Source organism: Streptomyces gilvus (assembly GCF_022513565.1).
In the GTDB taxonomy this organism is placed as follows: domain Bacteria; phylum Actinomycetota; class Actinomycetes; order Streptomycetales; family Streptomycetaceae; genus Streptomyces; species Streptomyces gilvus.
This window is the reverse complement of the sequence record NZ_JAKWBE010000040.1, coordinates 24158-43966: the sequence shown is the minus strand read 5'-3', so window position 1 is coordinate 43966 and position 19809 is coordinate 24158. Positions and strand designations below refer to the sequence as shown.

Here is a 19809-nt window from a genome sequence, read left to right as displayed (position 1 = left end):
TCCTCACGCCGGCCCGGGTCCCGCGCCGCGCTGTTTGTAGAGGCTGATCGAAACGGTTTTGTCCTCGTCCACGGCGGAGGAGACCTTGCCCGCGAGGGCGGACAGCACGGTCCAGGCGAAGGTGTCGCGCGAGGGGGCGTGACCGTCCGTGGTCGGGGCCGAGACGGTGACCTCGAGCGAGTCGTCGACGAGCCGGAAGACACAGCTGAGCACCGAGCCGGGCACGGCCTGCTGCAGCAGGATCGCGCAGGCCTCGTCCACCGCGATGCGCAGGTCCTCGATCTCGTCGAGGGTGAAGTCCAAACGGGCCGCGAGACCGGCCGTGGCCGTACGCAGCACCGACAGGTAGGCACCCGCGGCCGGCAGCCGGACTTCCACGAAGTCCTGGGTCGCGGGCTCGCCTGCGATCTGGGACACCCTCACCTCCATGGTGGTACAAGCTTTACGGGGCCGAGGGTCGCCCCCCGGGGTAACGCGATGTGTGGTTCAGCGGTGACGCTATCGCGCTCTCAACTTTCCTGTCCCCAGGACCCCGACCCCTTGCCGTCACTCACAGTAAAACTGTGGACACGCTCCGTGTCTAGGGGTCTGCGGCTCCCAATGGGAAGAAGACGCGCCGGGTTGACGTACCCAGACGTCAGACGGTCGAACCGTCCTGGAACCCTGGCGTCCAGGGTCACACAAGTACGTGGTCGACGAAGCACCAACGCCAGTTCTCGCCGGGCTCGAACGTGCGCATGACCGGGTGGCCGGAATCCTTGTGGTGCTCCGTCGCGTGCCGGTTCGGCGACGAGTCGCAGCAGCCGACGTGGCCGCAGGTGAGGCACAGCCGCAGCTGCACCGGGTGCGTGCCGTCCCGCAGACACTCCAGGCACGTCTCGCTGAGCGGACCGGGTTCCGGAAGCGGCAGCGCTTCGGCGTGCGTGCACTGTTTCATGATTGCCAGATTACGACGCCCGCGCGGAGGGCCGCGCGGAAAAACGAGGGTGGGCGAGGACGATGGACGTGATGCCCCTGCTGTTGCTGGTGGCGGGCAGCACCGCGGTCGCCGCGGCCGCGCGCCGCACCCCGGTGCCGGCGCCGCTGTGGCTGGTGGCGGTGGGTCTTGTGGTGTCGTACCTGCCCGGGGTGCCCGACTACACGCTCGATCCGGAGATCGTGCTGCCGCTGGTGCTGCCGCCGCTGCTGCACAAGGAGGCGGTCGAGAGCTCGTACCTCGATCTGCGCAGGAACGTGCGGCCGGTGGCGCTGCTGTCGGTGGGGTACGTGCTGTTCGCCACGTTCGTCGTCGGCTGGATCGTCTATCTCGTCGTACCGGGGCTGCCGCTGCCCGCGGCGCTCGTGCTGGGGGCCGTCGTGGCGCCGACGGACGCGGTCGCGGCGGCCGCCGTCGCCCGGCGGGTCGGGCTGCCCTCCCGGATCACCACGATCCTGCAGGGCGAGTCCCTGCTGAACGACGCGACCGCGATCACCGCCTACCGGGTTGCCGTCGCGGCCGCCGTCGGCGAGGGCGCGTCCTGGATCGGCGGGATCGGCGAGTTCCTGCTGGCGGCGGTCGGCGGTGTCGTGGTCGGACTGGTGCTGATGGCGCCGATCCACTGGCTGCGCACGCATGTGAAGGAGGCGCTGCTGCAGAACACCATGTCGCTGCTGATCCCCTTCGTCGCCTACGCCGTCGCCGAGCAGGTGCACGCCTCCGGTGTGCTGGCGGTCGTGGTCGTGGCCCTCTACATCGGGCACCGCGCGTGGGAGGTCGACTTCGCCACCCGGCTCCAGGAGGAGGCGGTGTGGAAGATGGTCGCGTTCGTCCTGGAGTCGGCGGTCTTCGCGCTCATCGGGCTGCAGCTGCCGGTCGTGCTCAAGGGCCTCGGGGACTACCGGGGCATCGACGCCGCCTGGTACGCGCTCGCCGTCTTCCTGGTGGTCGTCCTGGCCCGGTTCGTCTGGGTGTACCCGGGGACCTTCGTGCCCCGCATGCTGTCCCCGCGGATCAGGGAACGCGAGGACAATCCCACCTGGAGAGGCCCGATCGTCACCTCCTGGGCCGCGATGCGCGGTGTCGTCTCGCTGGCCATCGCCTTCTCCATCCCGCTCACCGTGCACGGCGGCGGCCCCTTCCCGCAGCGCAACCTGATCCTCTTCCTGACCTTCACCACGGTCATCGGGACCCTGGTGGTGCAGGGCCTCACCCTGGCCCCGCTGATCCGCCTGGTGCGGTTCCCCGCCAAGGACGCGCAGGCCGAGACCCTCGCCGAGGCCAACGCCCAGGCCCAGGCCTCCCGGGTCGCCGAACAGCGCCTGGACGAACTGCTCACCGACGAGCGCAACACCCTCCCGCCGCCCCTCGCCGACCGCCTCCGCCAGGTCCTGGAGCGCCGCCGCAACGCCGTCTGGGAGCGCCTGGGCCAGACCAACCCGGTCACCGGCGAGTCCGTCGACGACACCTACCGCCGCCTGTCCCGGGAGATGATCGGCGCCGAACGCGCCATGTTCGTACGGCTGCGCGACGGCCGCTACATCGACGACGAGATGCTGCGCACCCTGCTGCGTCGCCTGGACCTGGAGGAGGCGGCGGCCTACCGGGAGACGGCCTGACCGGGAGTGAGGTGCTCCGCCGGCGGACATGATGGGCCTGAAGGCGCTCGGGGCGGGAGGGGCACGCCTACCTTTGGCGGCGATCTCGACACGACGCGCGACGTGCGGGGCGGGGGAGGGGCTGTGGGGGACGAGTTCGAGCCGGGGGCGGACGCCACGCTGGCGATCGACCAGGTCAGCGCGTGGATCATCTCGGCCGACACCAAGGCCGGGCTGCTGGCGGCCAGTCTCGGAGTACTGGTCGCGGGACTGCTCACTCAGGCGAGCGCGCTGCGGGGCATGGCGCCGCCGCACACGGTCCGGCAGGCGCTGATCCTCTTGCTGGCGCACCTCACGGTGATCTCGACGATGGTGTCGGCGTGGTTCGTCCTGCGCACACTGGCGCCGAGGACCGTGACGAGCACCCCAACGCGGTACGGCTGGCCGTCGCTCGCTCGCACACAGGGACCGGTGACACCCGCTGCGGAGCCGGGACGGGCACGTGCCGAGGCATGGCAGCACGCCGTCGATCTCGCGGCGGTCGCCGAGCTCAAGTTCGCTTCCTTCCGAAGGGCTTTGTCCTGGGCGGTCGGTGCGGGTGGAGGGCTGGTGGCGCTGCTGTTCGTGATCGTTTGGACGTGATTTGATGATTCATTGGCTAAATGTCTGTGACTCTGGTTACTCTCTCAATCTCCTTCCCTGACGCATCGACACCGAGGTCAGACCTGTCTGCCGGTGTGTCGGCGGAAGGAACGATCTGTGGCGCTTGATCTTGGGGGGCGGGCGGCGTGACAGTTTCCCGGCTTTTGCCGATTCACCACGTCATGCTGGGTGTCGACGTTCGAGGGTCCTCGCAGCCGTCGCGTGACGACAGCGTCCTGCCCGCACTGCGGAGGGCGCAGACCACGGCGATCGCCGACGCCCTGAGCCAGCAGGGCGTCGACAGCGACTGCTACGTGCTGCGCAGCCGGGGCGACGGCGGCCGGTACGACTTCCTGCCGCACATCTCGCCGGTCCCCGTGGTGGAAGCCCTCATCGGTCCTCTGCCGCCTCTGCTGCGGCGCCACAACAAGCAATCCTCGGAGGCGATGCGTCTCGGCCTGCGCCTGGTCGTGCACGGCGGGTATCTCGTCCCCACCCCGGACGGCGGCGACGCGGACGGCGGGGACGTCAACCTGCTCCACGGCATGCTCGACGCCGACGAACTGCGTCAGGCGCTGGCCGAAAGCGGCCTTTCCAGTGTGGTGGCCGTGTCGGAGGAGATCTGGAACGGCGTCGTACGGCATGGGCACGGCGATCTCGACCCGGACCTGTTCGGGGAGACCCGGCTCACCGTGAAGGGCGGGAAACAGGTGGCAGCCTGGCTGACACCGGCGCCGCGCGGACCCCGCGCCCCCGGGACGGCCGAGGAGCCGGAGCGGAGTTCCCGTCGAGCCGAGAAGGACACCACTCCCGGCGCCGGGGAGCATCGTGGCGGGGGTGGCATCACCTTCCACGACGTCGTCAAGGCCGAGAACGTGGTCAACGGCCCCCAGATCAATTTCCGGAACACCCCGTGACCTCCGGCGAGCGGCCCTCGGACGGCGGAGGATCCGAGAGCGAGGACGACACCGCGAACCACGCGCCGCACGGTGACCGCGACCAGGCCGAGGGCTCAGAGGACGCCGACTTCCGGCTGGACGAGTTGCGGCGTCTGCGTTCCGAACTCGACGACGACGTGGAGCGGTTCGACCACGCCGGCTCGATGGACTTCCGGAGACGGGTGAAGGCCGAGTCGATCGTCGGGGGCGACCAGTTCGTCCTCAACATGGGCGGCCGGTCCGCGCGCCGCGCGCCCGGTTGGTACCGACTCACCGATACCGAGACGACGGAGATGGAGCAGGTCTACGTCCGCCCGCCGTGCGCGGAACAGGCGGAGGAGACCCTCCGCGCCCACCACGTGCTCGTGCTGCGCGGCCCTCGCCACAGCGGGCGCCGGTTCCTGGCCACCGCCGTCGCCGTCACCCTCCTGCAGCGCGGTGGCCAGTGCCGCTTCCTGGCCCCGGGAACCGACCCGGACGCCCTCGTCGCGGCCGATGTGAAACCCGGCTGTGCGTACGTCCTCGAAACCGGGCTGCGGACGACGGGTGAGCGAGAGCTCACGGGGTTCACCCTCTCCAGGCTGTCCCGCGTCCTCACCGACCGGCGGGCCTACCTGGTGCTGGTCGTCACCGACGCCTCCCCGGTCTCGGTGGACATGGTCACCTGGACGGTGTCGGTGGGCGAACGCCCCGACGGCAGACGCCTGTTACGCAGCCACCTGCTGTACCGGCTGCCGACGGACCGGCGTGCCCTCGCCGACGTCCTGCTCGACGATCCCGAAGTGGCCGAGTGGCTCGCCAGCGGCCCGATACCGGCTGAGATCGCCCACACCGCGCGCGAACTGGCCCGGACCGCGGACGGGACGGTCACCGTCTCCGAGTGCATGGCCCAGGCTGCCGGACGGATCAGACAGGATGCGGCGGGTCTGCTGCAGAACCAGGACCTGCACCGCGAACTGGCCCTCGCGGTGGCCTTCTTCGGGGGCTTCCCCTACGCCACCGTCAACCGTCTCGCGAACCGCCTCGCCGACGTCGTGTACGAGGCCTCCACCCAGGGGCGCGTCAGGCCCCGTCCCTTCCTCGACATGACGCGCAAGGAACGCCTCGAGGCCGTACGGGCCGTCACCTTCACGGCCGCCGTGCACACCCGTTACGGCAGCAGCCCGGCGGAAGTCGTGGACTTCGCCACCCGGGGCCTGGCCTCGGCGCTGATCGACGTCGTCTGGCAGGAGTACGACGCGGCATTGCTGCTGCGCTGGCTCTCGGACCTGGTGCACGACCGCGACGCGGCGGTACGGCGCCGGGCGGCGGTCGTCATGGGACGGCTGTCCTTGCAGAGTTTCGCCGAGATCGCGGAGGAAGTGCTGCAGCCGTGGGCCCTGTCTCCCGACTCGCGGGACAGGGTGGCGGCGGCCATCGCTCTCTCCGTGGCCGTCCGGGAGCCGGCCGTCGCCGCGCACGCACTCGGGCTGGTGGAGTCCTGGAGTTCCGCGCCGAGCCGGTACCGCCGTATGACCGCCGCTCTCGCCTGGGGACTCGCGGTGACTCCGGTGCAGCCTGTCGCCGGTCTCCAGGGGCTCGGGGAACTCCTCGACGCGAAGGACGAGGGAGTGACCTGGGCCGTCAGGTTCGGTCTGTCCGCGGCGTTCACCAGCGGGCTCCACGCGCTCGTGCTGGAGGCGATGGGGACGTGGCTGGACGATGCCGGCGACCCCGCGCGCGGACAGCTCCTCGGCGCGTTCGTGCGGATCTGCCGACTGTACGGCGCGGACGGTCGTCCCGACGCGGTGCACTGGCCCTCCGTGCTCTGGCTGTTCGACCGGTACGGGCAGCAGGGGCCGGGCGGCGACGAACGTCCCGGCGGGACGCGCATCGACGAGGACGTCGTCGACCTCTGGCGAGGCGCCCTCGCCCACCGGGTCACGACACGAGAGAGCCTGAACGTCCTGGAAGCCTGGATCCGACAGGCCGACCGGCACGGCGAGTCGCGCGAGGCCCTGTTGGACCTCGTCGACGAACTGATCGTTGACGACGGCGACTTCCGCCGTCTCGACCACCATCTCCGGCGGCTCGCCCATGAGCCGTCCGATCCCTCCTACACCGCACAACTCGCTCTACAGGAGCTGGACGCGCTGCGCTGAGCGGCACGACACGGATGACAGGAGCCAGTGTGGCCATCAAGGAACCTGTGCGCGGTCCCTTCCCGGTGACCCGTCCCCGCAACATCGAGGACCATGCGCGCCCCGACGCCGGAGAGTGCGCGGTCGTGCTCCTCGGTACCGAGCTTCGGCGCATGCCCAAGGGCGAGGTGCCCACCTCCGGAATCGGCTTCTACCGCCCCAAGGGCAAGTACTGGATCGTGGACCTCAGGGAGCGGACCACCACCCTCACCGTCGAACTCGACAGCGCCGACAAGGGACTGCGCTTCCATGGGTCGATCGAGGTGGACTGGTGTGTCTCCAACGCCGAAGCCGCCGCGGAACAGCACCCTTTCGACGTGCAGCGGATGCTCAGGCGCCGCATCGTCGACGGACTGGGCGCCCAGGCGCGGCACTATGCGCTGGACGCGGTGGGCGATCTGGAGTCGTGGATCAACGGGCAGCGGTTCACCGGGCCGACCGACAAGGGGCTGCTGGAGATCCTGGCGGTGAGCTGCGCGCTGCGCCCCGACGTCGAGGCCACCGGCATCACTCGTACGGGAACGCTCAACGCCATGCAGCGCGACCAGGCCGCCAAGGTCCTCAGCGAGGGCAAGGCCGGCCTGATGGCAGAGGCGATGATCCGCAATCCCGAGGCCGCGTTCGAGTTCTACCGCGACCAACGGGAGGACGAGCGCGCCGCGTTGCTCGTCCATCTGGAGATGGCGAAGGCCGTCGTCGGAGCGGACGGCAGCGAAGAACACGAGAAAGCACATGTGATCAACGAGCTGATCGCGCAGCTGCGTGGCACGCTGCCCGCCTCGGCCACCCAGCTGCCGTCGGCGGGCTCCGCGAACGCCCCCCGGCAACTGGGTGAGGGCCGCTCCCGCCGCCGCGACCGGCGGTCCCGGGAGCGAAGGACCGGGGACGAGGACACCGTGCTGAACGGTGACGCCGACTCGGGCGGTGGAGTGGAGCAGATCCGCGACGGGGACGAGTGACAGGACACCGCACGCGATGATCGAACTGTTCGACCTTTTGGCCAAGGTGCTGGACGAGGCCTTCTCCTGGTTGGTGTACCCGATACGCATCCCGCTGCTGACCGTCAGCTCGACACTGCTCCTCTGGGGCCTGCTGCGCGGGGCCGTGCCGCGGTTGAGCGGAGCGGCCGACTGGACGGGAGCGCAGCTGTCCCAGCTGCTGGGAACCGTGCTGTTCGCACCCGAGTACGCGTGCACTCTGCTGCTCATCGGCCAGGGGCGCGGCATCCCCCTGGTCCTCCGGATCTACGGCGAGTGGGTGGAGAACCTGGCGGACTGGACCGAGAAGGCGGGCCGGGGCCTCGGCCGGGCGATGAAGGCCTGCTCCCGTGTCTCCTTCAAGGCGGTCGGCCTGATCGTCGTGGTCTACCTCGCTCTCTACAACGTGCACGCGCTGGGCAGCCCCGGGGAACCGGCCGCCGCCAAGGCGCCGGTGGTCGTCTGGTGGGACTCGTTCAAGAGCTGGGCCGAAGCCGATGAGCACCATGTCCTGGAGGACGACACGCCCACGACTCCCGCGCCGAGTCCCAAGACCCACCCGTCTCCCCGAAGGAGCAAGCATGGCTGACTCCGACGACTTCTTCTCATCCGCCGAGCAACTACGACAGGAGCAGCAGGACTTCGTCGAGCAGCGGGAGAGGGAGGCGCGAGCGCTGGAGGCCGCGCGGGACGAGTTCACCGAGCGGTTCCACACCCTCGCCCGCGAGAGCGCCGCCCGGCTGCGCACGGCGGGAGTGCCGCTCCGCCGCGTCCCCTTGGAGCCCGCCGCGCCCCGGCCCACCCCGCCCGCCTCCCGCATAGCCCGTGTCTTCTGGGCGCCTCCACCACAGCCGGAGGTGCCTTACCTGCGGGCATGGAAATGGTCGTGGCTCAAACAGAACAAGCGCGAGTACACCCACATCGGTCGATACGCCTCGTGGGGCGGGCACTACGCATACGGCGACAAGGTCGGCGAGTGGAAGGGGTTTCCGATCCTGCTGCTTGACGAGTCGGGTGGTGTCACCATCGGTGTGAGCGCCGCCTACGAGTCGCTGGGCAGCAAGAACGAGTTCCGCGACTACGCCTACCAGCCCGGCGTCGGCGACGGGATCAGGCTGGGGGCCGGCGACCGTATCGACCGGATCACTCCCGAGGGGCTCACCGGCATCATGGGCGAGGACCACTATCCCTACGCGACGGCGGGCGGTGCCGAGTACGCCCGGCAGCAGGCAGCGACGGATCAGTGGAACGCCGAGGCGCGGTCAAGCTGTCTGCAACGCCTTGCCGCGGGTGTTCTGCACATGATCGAGAATCCAGCGGCGGAGTAGGGACTACGTGCCGGCCGACCTCCATGGTCGGCCGGTGATCACACAGGCCACGGTGGTTCCCCGGGGGAACGCCCCCTCCTCGGTGAGGGCGACAAGTCCGTACAGCAACTTGGCGACATACAGACGCTCCACCGCCACGCCATGACGTTCCTCGAAGTCCTCGGCGAAGGCGTCGAGGTCGGTGGGCACGCGCGCGTAGCCGCCGAAGTGGAAGCGTTCGTCCAGGGTCCAGGCGCCGCGGGGGCCGCCGAAGGACTGCTGCTGGAGGGCTCTTATACCGGCGGTGAGGAAGCCGCCTTTGAGGACCGGTATCCCGAGGGCGCGCTGTGCGGGGGACAGGCCTGCGGCCAGGCCCGCCAGGGTGCCGCCGGTGCCGCAGGCCAGGGCGACCACGTCCGCCTGTCCGCGCAGCTCCTCGCCCAGGGCCCGGCAGCCGCGTACCGCCTCCGCGTTGCTGCCGCCCTCCGGGATCACGTACGCGTCCTCGGCGCCCGCCGCGCGCAGCACGCCCGCGAGGACGTCCGGTTCGGTCTTGCGGCGGTACGTCGACCGGTCGACGAAGTGCAGCCGCATGCCGTCGGCCGCGCACCGGGCGAGCGAGGCGTTGAGGGGCCGGTCGGCCAGCTCCTGCCCGCGCACCACGCCGACCGTCGGCAGCCCGAGAAGCCGTCCAGCGGCCGCCGTGGCCCGCAGGTGGTTGGAGTAGGCCCCGCCGAAGGTGACGAGCGGGCGGCCGCCGCAGGCCTCGATGTTCGGCGCGAGCTTGCGCCACTTGTTGCCGATCAGCTCCGGGTGGATGAGGTCGTCCCGCTTGAGGAGAAGACGCAGACCACGGCGGCCGAAACGGGCGTCCGACAGCTCCTGCAGGGGGGAGGGGAGGCGTGGTCGCAGGGTGTCGAGGCCGGTCACGGCTCCATTGTGACCCGGTGCGTCACTTCAGGCGGGCGCGGATGCGCTCGCGCAGCCACGCCATCGTGAAGCCGCGCGGGTCCACCTTGCCCGGCTGCCACTCCAGGTGGCCGATCACCGAGCGTTCCGTCCAGCCGTGGTGCCGGCACACCGCTGCCGCCGCCTTCTCCACGGCCTCCAGCTGGGCCCGGGGCCAGGGATCGTGACCGTCGCCGAGGTTCTCGCACTCGAAGCCGTAGAAGTGGCGGTTGCCGTCGGTGTTCGCCTCGTTGTCGGGCGGCAGCGCCTTCTCGGCGATCACCGCGCGCAGCACGTCGTCGTCGCCCAGGCCCGCGTGGTTGGCGCGGCCGTAACCGACGAGGTGGACCGTGCCGTCCTTGGTGATGACCCCGTGGCAGAGGGGGCCGGGCAGGCCGGCGTAGCCGTCGCGGCAGAGTTCGACCGTGTGCTCGCTGCCGCTGGTCGCCGTGTGGTGGATCATCACGCCGTGCACCGGGCCCCACGGGCCCTTGTGGTTGCGGTTGTGACGTTCCCAGTCGCCGACCCCGACGACGGTGAGGCCCTCCGCCAGGAGCCCGGCCCGAAAAGCGCCCGCGGACATGGGTGAGGCCATGACCGCCTCCTTCGTGCATGCCGTGCCGACGACCGCCCGACGCGACCGCCCGTGCCAGGGCTCTTTACCTGAAGTGAGGGGGTGATTACACATAGTGCCCGCGGTCGCCGAACGGATCCGGCCATTCCGTGTGTCCGGCCGCTGGATGAAAGCCCTCTGTCTGCCCATCGATCCGAAGATCCAACCCCGCTCTTTCGTGTAATGGCACCAGCACGCTCCGTGATGGAAGGCTGGTCCGTGCAGATCGCAATGCGGCGGCTCCGACCGTGCCGCCGCATGACCGGGAGGGCAATTCTCATATGTCGGTAGGCGAAGAGGTCCGTTCGGAACAGGGCAAGCCGCAGCAGAGCCTCGGCACGGCCGCCGCGCGGAACCTGGCCACCACGACCAAGTCCGCGCCCCAGATGCAGGAGATCAGCTCCCGCTGGCTGCTGCGCATGCTTCCCTGGGTCAACGTCCAGGGCGGCACGTACCGGGTGAACCGGCGCCTGACGTACGCGGTGGGGGACGGCCGCATCACCTTCGTGAAGACCGGCGACCGGGTGGAGGTCATCCCCGCCGAGCTGGGCGAACTGCCCGCGCTGCGCGACTACGAGGACGACGAGGTGCTCTCGGAGCTGGCCCAGCGCTGCCGGCAGCAGGAGTTCGCGCCGGGCTCGGTGATCGCCTCCTTCGGCGGCGCGACCGACGACGTCCATCTCCTGGCGCACGGCAGGGTGGAGAAGGTCGGCACGGGCCCCTACGGCGACGACGCGGTCCTCGGCGTGCTCGCCGACGGCGCCTACTTCGGCGACGCGGCGCTGCTGAGCCCGGCCGCCATCTGGGAGTACACCATCCGCGCGGCCACCACGTGCACGGTGCTGACCCTCTCCCGGCAGGACGTCGAACAGGTCGCGGAGCGCTCCGACTCCCTGCGCGAGCACCTCCAGCAGGTGCGCTCGATCCCCGAGCAGCACACCAACAAGTACGGCGAGAAGGCCGTCGACCTCGCCGCCGGCCACAGCGGCGAACCCGACATCCCGCACACCTTCGTCGACTACGAGGCCAGGCCCCGCGAGTACGAACTGAGCATCGCCCAGACCGTGCTGCGCATCCACTCGCGCGTCGCCGATCTCTACAACCAGCCGATGAACCAGACCGAGCAGCAACTACGGCTCACCGTCGAGGCGTTGAAGGAGCGCCAGGAGCACGAGCTGGTCAACAACCGGGAGTTCGGGCTGCTGCACAACTGCGAGTACGACCAGCGGATCCAGCCGCACGACGGTGTGCCCAGCCCCGACGACCTCGACGAGCTGCTCAGCCGCCGGCGCGGCACCAAGCTGCTGCTCGCCCACCCGCGCGCGATCTCCGCGATCGGCCGCGAGCTCAACAAGCGCGGACTCGTCCCCGAGACCATCGAGGTGGCCGGCAACCGCATCCCGACCTGGCGGGGCGTGCCGATCTACCCCTGCAACAAGATCCCGGTCACCGAGGCCCGTACGTCCTCGATCATCGCCATGCGCACCGGCGAGGCCGAGCAGGGCGTGATCGGGCTGCAGCAGGCCGGCATCCCGGACGAGATCGAGCCGAGCCTGTCCGTCCGGTTCATGGGCATCAACGAACAGGCGATCATCAAGTACCTCGTGACGGCGTACTACTCGGCCGCTGTCCTGGTGCCGGACGCGCTCGGGGTCCTGGAGAACATCGAGATCGGCCGCTGGAGGTGACGTTCCTCCACCTCGGAGCCGTGTTTCCGCAGCCCGGCCGGGGTAGATCCAGGTCGTACGCGACCGGCCCGAGCGGAAGCGCCACCGTCCGCGGACTGACCGAGGGGGACCCCATGGCCGAGTTCCTGGCGGAGGCGAAGCGGCACTCCGCCGGGCGGAGGGAGGGCCGCGAGGGCGGGGGAGGGCTCGACGGGGCCGAGGCGACGGCGATCCTGGAGCGCGCCCGGGCGGCCGTCGACCCCGCCCTGCGCTGGGCCATCGACTCCCTGCCCGGCTCCATGCGGCGGATCGCGCTCTACCACTTCGGCTGGGAGCACGCCGACGGGACACCGGCGGCGGGCAACGCGGGCAAGGCGATACGGCCCGCGCTCGTCCTCACCGCGGCCGCCGCGCTCGGCGGCCCTGGGGCGGAGACGGCGGCGGTGCGGGCGGCCGCGGCGGTGGAGCTGGTGCACAACTTCACGCTGCTGCACGACGACGTGATGGACCGCGACACCACCCGTCGTCACCGGCCCACCGCCTGGACCGTGTTCGGCGACGCCGACGCGATCCTCGCCGGGGACGCCCTGCAGGCGCTGGCCCTCAGGCTGCTCGCCGAGGACCCGCACCCGGCGTCCGGGGCGGCCGCGGCCCGCCTCGCGGCCTGTGTCGTGGAGCTGTGCGCCGGACAGCACACGGACACGGCGATGGAGCGGCGCCACCCCGGCGAGGTCACCCTCGACGAGGTGCTGACCATGGCCGAGGCCAAGACGGGCGCCCTGCTGGGATGCGCCTGCGCGCTGGGCGCGCTGTACGCGGGCGCGGCGCAGGAGGACGTCGAGGCGCTGGACGCGTTCGGCCGGCAGGCCGGGCTCGCCTTCCAGCTCATCGACGACGTGATCGGCATATGGGGCGACCCGAGCCGCACCGGCAAACCGGCCGGCGCCGATCTCGCGGCCCGCAAGAAGTCCCTCCCGGTGGTCGCCGCGCTCACCTCGGGCACCCCGGCGGCGGCCGAACTGGCCGAGCTGTACGAGGCGCCGTACGCGAAGGAGGACCTGGAGCGGACCGTGCTCGCCGTCGAGCGGGCCGGAGGCCGGGACTGGGCGCAGGTCCAGGCGGCCGACCGGATGGCCCGCGCGGTGCAGGAGCTGTCCCGCGCGATCCCCGGTCCGGACCGGGCCGGCGGACTGCTCGCGCTGGCGGAGTTCGTGACCCGGCGCAGCAGCTGAGTCCGGCGCCCACCCAGACCCCGGAGCCCACCGGGGCGACCGCGCGGCTCCTGACCCCGCGCGGCCGTCGAGGCTCCGGCGAAGGCGGGTCCCGCACATCCCCACGGTGTGCGGGCCCCGCCGCCCCGTACGTTCCGGATAGGCTCAACCCCCGTACGTTCGAGGTCGGTTGAGACGAGGGGACGGCACATGGGTGTGGTGATCCGGGCGGCGGGCGCGGGCGATCGCGAGACGGTCGTACGGCTGCTGGACGAGGCGTTCCAGGACGATCCGGTCAGCAGTTGGGTCTTCCCCGGCGCGGAGCACCGCCGTGCGCGGCACCCCGGGCTGATGGCCGCCTTCACCGACCTCGTCCTCGCCGAGGGCCGCGTCGACCTCACCGAGGACGCGAGCGCGTGCGCGCTCTGGCTGCCGATGCCCGCCGACCCGCACGCCGACGACTCCGACGAGGACGGCCCCGCCCAGCTCCGCGCCGCCGTCGACCCGGACAACGAGCGCGTCGAGCTGATCGGCCGGCTCACCGAGGACCTCCACCCCACGGGCCGTGCCCACGAATACCTGTGGATGATCGGCGTCACCCCGAAGCGGCAGGGCGAGGGCCTCGGCACGGCCCTCATCCAGCACGTCCTCGCCCGCTGCGACCGCGAGGGCCTGCCCGCCTACCTGGAGGCCAGCAGCGCCCGCAGCCGCGCCCTGTACGAACGCCTCGGCTTCGAGCTCGTCGGCGAACCCCTCACCCTCCCCGACGGCCCCCACATGTGGCCGATGTGGCGCGAACCCCGGTCCGCCTGAGCCCGGGCACGAGCACCAGCCCGTCCGCAACGCGCAGCCCCTGCGGTGCGCGCCGTCGTGGAGCAGGGCGACGGTCTCGTCCCCGCCGGGCAGCCCGGCGTCCGTGGAAGGCCAGGCCCTCCTCCAGGTCGGCACGGACCGGCTCCGTGAAGGAGGCGCGCAATACGGGGTGCCGGGTGGCCACCGGGCGCATCTCCAGCAGGGCCGGACAGCCCGTGCGGTCCGGGGGCAAGGAGTCGGCAGCGGCGTGCTCGGCCGTACCCACGCGCGCAAGCGGTGAGCGGCCTAACCTGAGGAGATGGACGGCTCGGAACACGTCTGCCCCCGGTGCGGGCAGCCCGTCGAGACGGTGGTCAGGCGCCACAAGACGCTCGGGGCCTGGGTCCCGGTCTGGGGGCCGGGCCCGTGCCGCAATGCCGGGTGCGAGGCGTACGTTCCCGAGAGCGGTGAGCGAGACCGGGAGCGGAACGGCGAGCGGGAGCGGCCGACCGCGGGGGAATCCTGAGGACCGCGCGCAGACCGGGCACACGCCGTGCGGGGAGTCCCGTAAAAAATCATCCGGCCCCGTGTCGAGAAGTCCGGCCCGGCTCCGACGTCCCCCGTGAGAGCCGCCCCCCACGGGCGGCCCGAGCCGAAGGAGCAGAGTCATGAAGTACCTGGTCATGGTGGAGTGCACGCAGGCGGACTACGAGGGCATGCGCGGCAAGGCCAACGACATCTCCCCGGCGTGGAGCCAGGAGGAGATCCAGGCCATGTACGCCTTCATGGGCGCCCTCACCGACGACCTCGCCGAGAGCGGCGAGATGATCGACGCGCAGGGTCTGGTCGAGCCGGCCCGGACCCGGCTGGTCGCCCCGGGCGACGACGGGAAGCCGGTGGTCACCGACGGGCCGTACGGTGAGACCAAGGAGCTGCTGGCCGGCTACTGGGTCCTCGACTGCGCGAGCCTGGAGCGGGTCACCGAGATCGCCGAGCGCGTCCTGGAGTGCCCCCAGCCCGCCGGTGCCCGCAGGTACCCCGTGGTGATCCGGCCCATCGACAGCGGTTCCGCGGACGTCTGAGCCGCCGTGCGTCCCACCGCCGAGACCGAGGACCTGCTGCGGCTGCACGCGCCGCAGGTCCTCGGCGCGCTGGTCAGACGGTACGGCCACTTCTCCGCCGCCGAGGACGCCGTACAGGAGGCGCTGCTCGCCGCGGCCGGGCAGTGGCCCTCGGCGGGGGTTCCGGACAACCCGCGCGGCTGGCTCATCAAGGTGGCCTCGCGGCGGCTGACGGACGCCCTGCGCTCGGAGGAGGCGCGGCGGGCGCGGGAGGAGCGGGCCGTGGCGCTGACCGCGGCCCTGGCCACCGGCCCGGACCGCGCGCCGCGCGAGGACGACACCCTCAGCCTGCTCTTCCTGTGCTGCCACCCGGACCTGACCCCGCCCGCCCAGATCGCGCTCACCCTGCGCGCGGTCGGCGGCCTCACGACGGCGGAGATCGCCCGCGCGTATCTCGTGCCCGAGGCGACCATGGCCCAGCGGATCAGCCGGGCCAAGCAGAAGGTGCGGGGCGTGCGGTTCGGGCGGCCGGAGAACTGGGCTCAGCGACTGCCCGCCGTGCTGCACACGCTGTACCTGATCTTCAACGAGGGCTACACCGCCACCTCCGGCGCCGGCCTGCAACGCCGTGACCTGGCCGGCGAGGCGATCCGGCTGACCCGTACCGTCCACCGGCTCCTGCCCGACGACGGCGAGGTGGCCGGTCTGCTGGCGTTGATGCTGCTCACCGATGCCCGCCGCGACGCCCGTTCCGGACCGCACGGCGAACTGATCCCGCTCGACGAGCAGGACCGCGACCGCTGGGACAAGGCCGCGATCGAGGAGGGCGTCGCGCTGGTGACGCGGGCGCTGTCCCGGGGACCGGCCGGCCCCTACGCGCTCCGGGCCGCCATCGCCGCCGTGCACGACGAGGCGCCGTCCGCGCGGGCCACCGACTGGCGGGAGATCCTCGGACTGTACGAGGTGCTGGTGCGCCGGGTCCCGGGCCCCGTCGAACGCCTCAACCGCGCCGTCGCCCTCGCGATGGTCGACGGGCCCGAGGCGGGGCTCGCGGAACTGGCCCTGTTGGAGCCGGGGTTGGGCCACCGCCTGGACGCCGTGCGCGGTCACCTCCTGGAGCGGGCCGGCGCGTACGACCGGGCCCGGACCGCCTACGAGTCGGCCGCCGCGGCCACCCTGAGCCTTCCCGAGCAGCGTTATCTGCGGGAGCGGGCCGCCCGTCTGAGGCCGTAGCGTGATCCCCATGACCGACCCCATCCTGCACCTCACCGAACGCCCCCTGTGGGAAGCCGCCCGCGCGAAGGGCACCTACGAGATCTCGACGCGCGGCCGGACCCTTCAGGAGGAGGGCTTCATCCACTTCTCGACCCGCGCCCAACTCCCCGGCACCGCCCGCTTCTACGACGGCCTGGACGACCTGGTGGTCCTGGTCGTGGACCCGGACCGGCTCGGCATACCCGTGAAGTACGAGGCCCCCGAGCCCGGCGGCGAGGAGTTCCCGCACGTGTACGGCCCGATCCCGGTGGACGCCGTGGTGGCCGTGGAGCCGTGGACGTGAGCGGTTTAGCACGGCGGAGGGCGTGGCGCTGGGCCGTGGGGGTGTGGCTCGGCGCGGTGGTCGTCGGCGGAGCGCTGACGCTGTGGCTGGGGGAGTCGGGTTCCGACTCGCCGGCCGGCTGGGAGAAGGCGAGACCCAGTCTGTCGCCCTCCGTCGCACGGCACGTGCCCACCGACTGCCCGACCTCGGTGCGCACCTCCGGCCCTGACCGCATCATCTGCGTGGTCAGCACGGGGTAGGCAGGCCACCCGTCTCCGGAGCGCGGCCCGTCAGGCAGTACAGCCCGCCCGCCGGGTCGCGCAGCACCGTCCAGCCGAAGCCCTCGGCGGCGAACTCGGCTCCCAGGCGCTCGTGTTCGGCGCGGGTCGCCCCGGCGTCGGCGCAGGCCAGGTCCAGGTGGGCGGTGGTCGGGCGTTCCTCGCCGAGCCGCTGGAGGAGGATCCGGACCGGCAGCCCCGGCGGCGGCTTGATCACGTGGAACTCGGGTCGTGAGCCGGGGACGGACTCCCAGTCCGCCAACAGGGCGCTCCAGAAGGCGACTTCGCCGTCGTACGCGGACGGCGCGAGGTCCACGCACACCTGGTCGAGACGACTGCCGCGCACGACCGGCGGCCGGACCGACTCAGCGCGCCACGGCATGGTGCAGAACAACTGCCCGGCGGGCGAGCGCAGTACGGCCCAGGTCCCGTGATCGGCGACCGTCTCCGCCCCCAGCCGCAGCGCCGCGTCCATGAACTCCCGTACGTCCTCCACCGGGAAGTCGAGATGGGCGCCGCCGGGCCCCGAGGCGACCGCCTGCGCCTTCACGCAGGCGTCGGCTCCGTCGTGCAGAAGGGTGGTGAACTCCTTGTCGTCACCCCGGAGTTCGGACAGCCGTGTACCCGTCACGGCCGTCCAGAACGCGCAGGCGGCGCCGAAGGCCCCGGCCGGGCGGTCGATGAAGGCGTACGTCCACCGGACCCGTCCGCTCACCCCTTGCGCTCCATGAACCGCAGCATGTTCCCGGCCGGGTCCCGGAACGCGCAGTCGCGGACCCCGTACGGCATGTCCATCGGTTCCTGGATCACCTCGGCACCGGACTCCCGGACGCGGGCGAAGAGGGCGTCGCAGTCCTCGGTCGTGAAGTTGACCCCGCGCAGCACGCCCTTGGCCAGCAGCTGCTCCATCGCGTCCCGGTCGGCGGGGGAGAGGTCGGGGTTGGCCGCCGGCGGCTCCAGCACGATCGACACGTCCGGCTGCAGCGGCGACCCGACGGTCACCCAGCGCATGCCCTCGTACTTGACGTCGTTGCGGACCTCCAGGCCCAGGACGTCGCAGTAGAACTCCATCGCCTTGTCGTGATCGTCGACCGCGATGAAACACGTGTTGAGTTTGAGGTCCATGCTTCCAACCTAAGGTCAGTACGGCCGATACGTCCTGGTCGGGCGGGTGTACACCCGTGCGACACACGGCGGGATCTCCGCGCTCTCCTCGTGCGAGCGGGCCCGGTAGGCGCTCGGGGACTCCCCCACCAGCTCCGTGAAACGGGAGCTGAAGGAGCCGAGGGAGGTGCAGCCGACCGCGAAGCAGACCTCCGTGACCGTGAGGTCGCCCCGGCGCAGCAGGGTCTTGGCGCGTTCGACCCGGCGGGTCATGAGGTAGCTGTACGGAGTCTCGCCGTAGGCCTCGCGGAACAGCCGCTGGAAGTGGCCGGGCGACATCAGGGCGGTGCGGGCGAGGGCGGGCACGTCGAGGGGTTCGGCGTACTCGCGGTCCATGCGGTCGCGGGCCTTGCGCAGACGTACCAGGTCCTCACGGTTCACCACGTCAGCATCGCACGATCCTCACCGCTCGGGTGCCTGCACGGTGCCTGCACCTGGAGCGCGCTTCGCCCTGAGTTCGCCTGCCGTACGAAAGCCCTTGCTCCCATGGAGACATGGACCACATCACGTTCCTCGTGGCGGTCGTCATCGTCACGGCCCTGGCCTTCGACTTCACCAACGGATTCCACGACACCGCGAACGCGATGGCCACCTCCATCGCGACCGGCGCGCTCAGGCCGAAAGTGGCGGTGCTGGTGAGCGGGGTCCTCAACATCGTGGGGGCCTTCCTGTCCACGGAGGTCGCCAAGACGATCTCCGGCGGCATCGTCGACGACACCCTCGTCAGTCCGGGGATGATCTTCGCCGGATTGGTCGGGGCGATCCTGTGGAACCTGCTGACCTGGCTGGTCGGGCTGCCCTCCAGCTCCTCGCACGCCCTGTTCGGCGGGCTGATCGGGGCCGTGTGGGTCGGCGCCGGCTCCCACGGCGTGCACGTCGACAAGGTTGTCGAGAAGATCCTGATCCCGGCCGTCGCCTCGCCGGTCGTGGCGGGCGTCGCCGCCCTGATCGCCACCTACCTCGCCTACAAGCTCACCGCCCGTGCCCGCAAAAACTCCGTGACCAAGGGCTTCCGGCTCGGGCAGATCGCCTCCGCCTCGCTGGTATCGCTCGCGCACGGCACCAACGACGCGCAGAAGACCATGGGCGTCATCACCCTGACCCTGATCTCCGCCGGCGCCCTCGGCCACGACGCCGGCCCGCCCGTGTGGGTGATCGCCTCCGCCGGTCTCGCCATCGGCCTCGGCACCTACCTCGGCGGCTGGCGGATCATCCGCACCATGGGCAAGGGCCTGACGGAGATCCAGTCCCCGCAGGGCTTCGCCGCCGAGACGGCCTCCACGACCGTCATCCTCACCTCCGCCCACCTCGGCTTCGCCCTGTCCACCACGCAGGTGGCCTCCGGCTCCATCCTCGGCGCGGGCCTGGGCAGGCGGCTGGCGGAGGTGCGCTGGGGAGTCGCCGGCCGCATGGTGGCCGCATGGCTGATCACGCTGCCGGCCGCCGCGCTGGTCGGCGGTGTCTCGGCGAGCGCCGTCAAGCACGGCGGCAACGTCGGCACGGTCGTCGTCGCGCTGGTCGGCGCCGCGCTCGCCGGCGGCATCGTCCTGCTCTCGCGTCGCAACCCGGTGCACGCGAACAACGTCAACGACCACCACGAGGTGGCCATCCGCACCGAGGCGCCGGCCCGCGTCGGCACGGCCGCCTGAGGCAGGGAGAGCTTCGATGGATCTGGACTGGAACGCGCTCGGCAAGGTGACCGCGGTGAGCATCGGCGTCACCGTCGCCGTGGTCGTCGTCTTCGCCCTCGGCGTCCTCGGCCTCGCCCGCTACGAGGGCGCCCGCGAGGAGGGCGGCGGCACGTCGGCCGTCGGCATGGCCCAGGCCGGGCTGTGCTTCCTCGCCTGCGCGGCCGTGGTGGTGTACGGCATCTACCTGATCGTGCCGCAGTTCCACTGAGCCGCCGAGAACCACCTCAGG

23 protein-coding genes are annotated in these 19809 nt (G+C 71.4%); 16 read left to right on the top strand and 7 right to left on the bottom strand.

Annotation, left to right across the window (positions count from 1 at the left end):
- Positions 1–3: 3 nt before the first annotated feature.
- Entirely contained in the window at positions 4–417 is a 414-nt protein-coding gene (locus MKW14_RS37265) for an ATP-binding protein (protein ID WP_004925829.1), read from the bottom strand.
- A gap of 259 nt (positions 418–676) precedes the next feature.
- Positions 677–937, bottom strand: coding sequence for a UBP-type zinc finger domain-containing protein (locus MKW14_RS37260; RefSeq protein WP_240870668.1), 261 nt, complete (start codon positions 935–937; stop codon positions 677–679).
- A 62-nt stretch (positions 938–999) separates the two neighbouring features.
- Between MKW14_RS37260 and MKW14_RS37255 the strand changes: the two genes are divergently transcribed.
- The 7 genes from MKW14_RS37255 to MKW14_RS37225 all read left to right on the top strand — a co-directional run bounded on the left by MKW14_RS37255 (position 1000) and on the right by MKW14_RS37225 (position 8639).
- Positions 1000–2595, top strand: a complete 1596-nt coding sequence (locus MKW14_RS37255) for a Na+/H+ antiporter (protein ID WP_240870665.1) — start codon at positions 1000–1002, stop codon at positions 2593–2595.
- Positions 2596–2718: 123 nt separating this feature from the next.
- The gene (locus tag MKW14_RS37250; RefSeq protein WP_240870662.1) at positions 2719–3216 is read left to right on the top strand and encodes a Pycsar system effector family protein; all 498 of its coding nucleotides are present in this window, start codon (positions 2719–2721) and stop codon (positions 3214–3216) included.
- Positions 3217–3398: 182 nt separating this feature from the next.
- Entirely contained in the window at positions 3399–4133 is a 735-nt protein-coding gene (locus MKW14_RS37245) for a hypothetical protein (RefSeq protein WP_240870660.1), read from the top strand.
- Positions 4130–6295, top strand: a complete 2166-nt coding sequence (locus MKW14_RS37240) for a hypothetical protein (RefSeq protein ID WP_240870657.1) — start codon at positions 4130–4132, stop codon at positions 6293–6295. The genes MKW14_RS37245 and MKW14_RS37240 overlap by 4 nt, the downstream gene beginning before the upstream one ends.
- Positions 6296–6324: 29 nt before the next feature.
- Positions 6325–7293 carry a hypothetical protein gene (locus tag MKW14_RS37235; RefSeq protein WP_240870655.1) on the top strand — a complete coding sequence of 323 codons (969 nt, stop codon included), beginning with the start codon at positions 6325–6327 and terminating at the stop codon, positions 7291–7293.
- A 16-nt stretch (positions 7294–7309) separates the two neighbouring features.
- A complete protein-coding gene (locus MKW14_RS37230; RefSeq protein ID WP_240870651.1) occupies positions 7310–7900 on the top strand; it encodes a hypothetical protein in 591 nt (196 codons plus the stop codon).
- Complete coding sequence (locus MKW14_RS37225) at positions 7893–8639, top strand: hypothetical protein (protein ID WP_240870649.1); 747 nt, start codon at positions 7893–7895, stop codon at positions 8637–8639. The genes MKW14_RS37230 and MKW14_RS37225 overlap by 8 nt, the downstream gene beginning before the upstream one ends.
- A 3-nt stretch (positions 8640–8642) precedes the next feature.
- Here MKW14_RS37225 and MKW14_RS37220 read toward each other — a convergent pair whose 3' ends face one another.
- Both MKW14_RS37220 and MKW14_RS37215 read right to left on the bottom strand, forming a co-directional pair.
- Complete coding sequence (locus MKW14_RS37220; protein WP_240870646.1) at positions 8643–9548, bottom strand: 1-aminocyclopropane-1-carboxylate deaminase/D-cysteine desulfhydrase; 906 nt, start codon at positions 9546–9548, stop codon at positions 8643–8645.
- A 22-nt stretch (positions 9549–9570) separates the two neighbouring features.
- Positions 9571–10161 (bottom strand): N-acetylmuramoyl-L-alanine amidase, encoded by a 591-nt coding sequence (locus MKW14_RS37215; RefSeq protein WP_240870643.1) that lies wholly within the window; start codon positions 10159–10161, stop codon positions 9571–9573.
- A gap of 299 nt (positions 10162–10460) precedes the next feature.
- Here MKW14_RS37215 and MKW14_RS37210 point away from each other — a divergent pair, with 299 nt between their 5' ends.
- The 7 genes from MKW14_RS37210 to MKW14_RS37170 all read left to right on the top strand — a co-directional run bounded on the left by MKW14_RS37210 (position 10461) and on the right by MKW14_RS37170 (position 16707).
- Positions 10461–11867: a family 2B encapsulin nanocompartment shell protein gene (locus MKW14_RS37210; RefSeq protein ID WP_240870640.1), complete on the top strand. Its 1407-nt coding sequence runs from the start codon at positions 10461–10463 to the stop codon at positions 11865–11867.
- Positions 11868–11980: 113 nt separating this feature from the next.
- On the top strand, positions 11981–13078 hold the full coding sequence (locus tag MKW14_RS37205; RefSeq protein WP_240870639.1) for a family 2 encapsulin nanocompartment cargo protein polyprenyl transferase: 1098 nt from the start codon (positions 11981–11983) through the stop codon (positions 13076–13078).
- A gap of 189 nt (positions 13079–13267) precedes the next feature.
- Positions 13268–13870, top strand: coding sequence for a GNAT family N-acetyltransferase (locus MKW14_RS37200; protein WP_240870637.1), 603 nt, complete (start codon positions 13268–13270; stop codon positions 13868–13870).
- Between the two features lie 647 nt (positions 13871–14517).
- On the top strand, positions 14518–14931 hold the full coding sequence (locus MKW14_RS37185) for a YciI family protein (RefSeq protein ID WP_240870634.1): 414 nt from the start codon (positions 14518–14520) through the stop codon (positions 14929–14931).
- 6 nt (positions 14932–14937) lie between these two features.
- Positions 14938–16143, top strand: coding sequence for an RNA polymerase sigma factor (locus MKW14_RS37180; RefSeq protein WP_240870632.1), 1206 nt, complete (start codon positions 14938–14940; stop codon positions 16141–16143).
- A gap of 10 nt (positions 16144–16153) precedes the next feature.
- Positions 16154–16468 (top strand): DUF952 domain-containing protein, encoded by a 315-nt coding sequence (locus MKW14_RS37175; protein WP_240870630.1) that lies wholly within the window; start codon positions 16154–16156, stop codon positions 16466–16468.
- On the top strand, positions 16465–16707 hold the full coding sequence (locus MKW14_RS37170) for a hypothetical protein (protein WP_240870628.1): 243 nt from the start codon (positions 16465–16467) through the stop codon (positions 16705–16707). Before MKW14_RS37175 ends, MKW14_RS37170 begins: the two co-directional genes overlap by 4 nt.
- Here the strand turns inward: MKW14_RS37170 and MKW14_RS37165 are convergent.
- The 3 genes from MKW14_RS37165 to MKW14_RS37155 are packed head-to-tail and all read right to left on the bottom strand — an operon-like array spanning position 16694 to position 18270.
- Entirely contained in the window at positions 16694–17440 is a 747-nt protein-coding gene (locus MKW14_RS37165) for a VOC family protein (protein ID WP_240870625.1), read from the bottom strand. The two genes, MKW14_RS37170 and MKW14_RS37165, sit on opposite strands and share 14 nt — an antisense overlap.
- A complete protein-coding gene (locus MKW14_RS37160) occupies positions 17437–17850 on the bottom strand; it encodes a VOC family protein (protein WP_240870624.1) in 414 nt (137 codons plus the stop codon). Before MKW14_RS37160 ends, MKW14_RS37165 begins: the two co-directional genes overlap by 4 nt.
- A gap of 15 nt (positions 17851–17865) precedes the next feature.
- Positions 17866–18270 carry a helix-turn-helix domain-containing protein gene (locus MKW14_RS37155; protein WP_240870622.1) on the bottom strand — a complete coding sequence of 135 codons (405 nt, stop codon included), beginning with the start codon at positions 18268–18270 and terminating at the stop codon, positions 17866–17868.
- A gap of 113 nt (positions 18271–18383) precedes the next feature.
- Here MKW14_RS37155 and MKW14_RS37150 point away from each other — a divergent pair, with 113 nt between their 5' ends.
- Positions 18384–19538: an inorganic phosphate transporter gene (locus MKW14_RS37150; RefSeq protein WP_240870620.1), complete on the top strand. Its 1155-nt coding sequence runs from the start codon at positions 18384–18386 to the stop codon at positions 19536–19538.
- 16 nt (positions 19539–19554) lie between these two features.
- The gene (locus MKW14_RS37145) at positions 19555–19788 is read left to right on the top strand and encodes a hypothetical protein (protein ID WP_240870616.1); all 234 of its coding nucleotides are present in this window, start codon (positions 19555–19557) and stop codon (positions 19786–19788) included.
- The last annotated feature ends 21 nt before the right edge of the window (positions 19789–19809 follow it).

Bases quoted from the DNA above. Each gene is read 5' to 3' on its own strand.
- MKW14_RS37260 (WP_240870668.1), bottom strand. From the start codon at position 937: ATGAAACAGTGCACGCACGCCGAAGCGCTGCCGCTTCCGGAACCCGGT.
- MKW14_RS37255 (WP_240870665.1), top strand. From the start codon at position 1,000: ATGGACGTGATGCCCCTGCTGTTGCTGGTGGCGGGCAGCACCGCGGTC.
- MKW14_RS37245 (WP_240870660.1), top strand. From the start codon at position 3,399: ATGCTGGGTGTCGACGTTCGAGGGTCCTCGCAGCCGTCGCGTGACGAC.
- MKW14_RS37230 (WP_240870651.1), top strand. From the start codon at position 7,310: ATGATCGAACTGTTCGACCTTTTGGCCAAGGTGCTGGACGAGGCCTTC.
- MKW14_RS37225 (WP_240870649.1), top strand. From the start codon at position 7,893: ATGGCTGACTCCGACGACTTCTTCTCATCCGCCGAGCAACTACGACAG.
- MKW14_RS37215 (WP_240870643.1), bottom strand. From the start codon at position 10,161: ATGGCCTCACCCATGTCCGCGGGCGCTTTTCGGGCCGGGCTCCTGGCG.
- MKW14_RS37210 (WP_240870640.1), top strand. From the start codon at position 10,461: ATGTCGGTAGGCGAAGAGGTCCGTTCGGAACAGGGCAAGCCGCAGCAG.
- MKW14_RS37205 (WP_240870639.1), top strand. From the start codon at position 11,981: ATGGCCGAGTTCCTGGCGGAGGCGAAGCGGCACTCCGCCGGGCGGAGG.
- MKW14_RS37200 (WP_240870637.1), top strand. From the start codon at position 13,268: ATGGGTGTGGTGATCCGGGCGGCGGGCGCGGGCGATCGCGAGACGGTC.
- MKW14_RS37185 (WP_240870634.1), top strand. From the start codon at position 14,518: ATGAAGTACCTGGTCATGGTGGAGTGCACGCAGGCGGACTACGAGGGC.
- MKW14_RS37175 (WP_240870630.1), top strand. From the start codon at position 16,154: ATGACCGACCCCATCCTGCACCTCACCGAACGCCCCCTGTGGGAAGCC.
- MKW14_RS37160 (WP_240870624.1), bottom strand. From the start codon at position 17,850: ATGGACCTCAAACTCAACACGTGTTTCATCGCGGTCGACGATCACGAC.
- MKW14_RS37150 (WP_240870620.1), top strand. From the start codon at position 18,384: ATGGACCACATCACGTTCCTCGTGGCGGTCGTCATCGTCACGGCCCTG.
- MKW14_RS37145 (WP_240870616.1), top strand. From the start codon at position 19,555: ATGGATCTGGACTGGAACGCGCTCGGCAAGGTGACCGCGGTGAGCATC.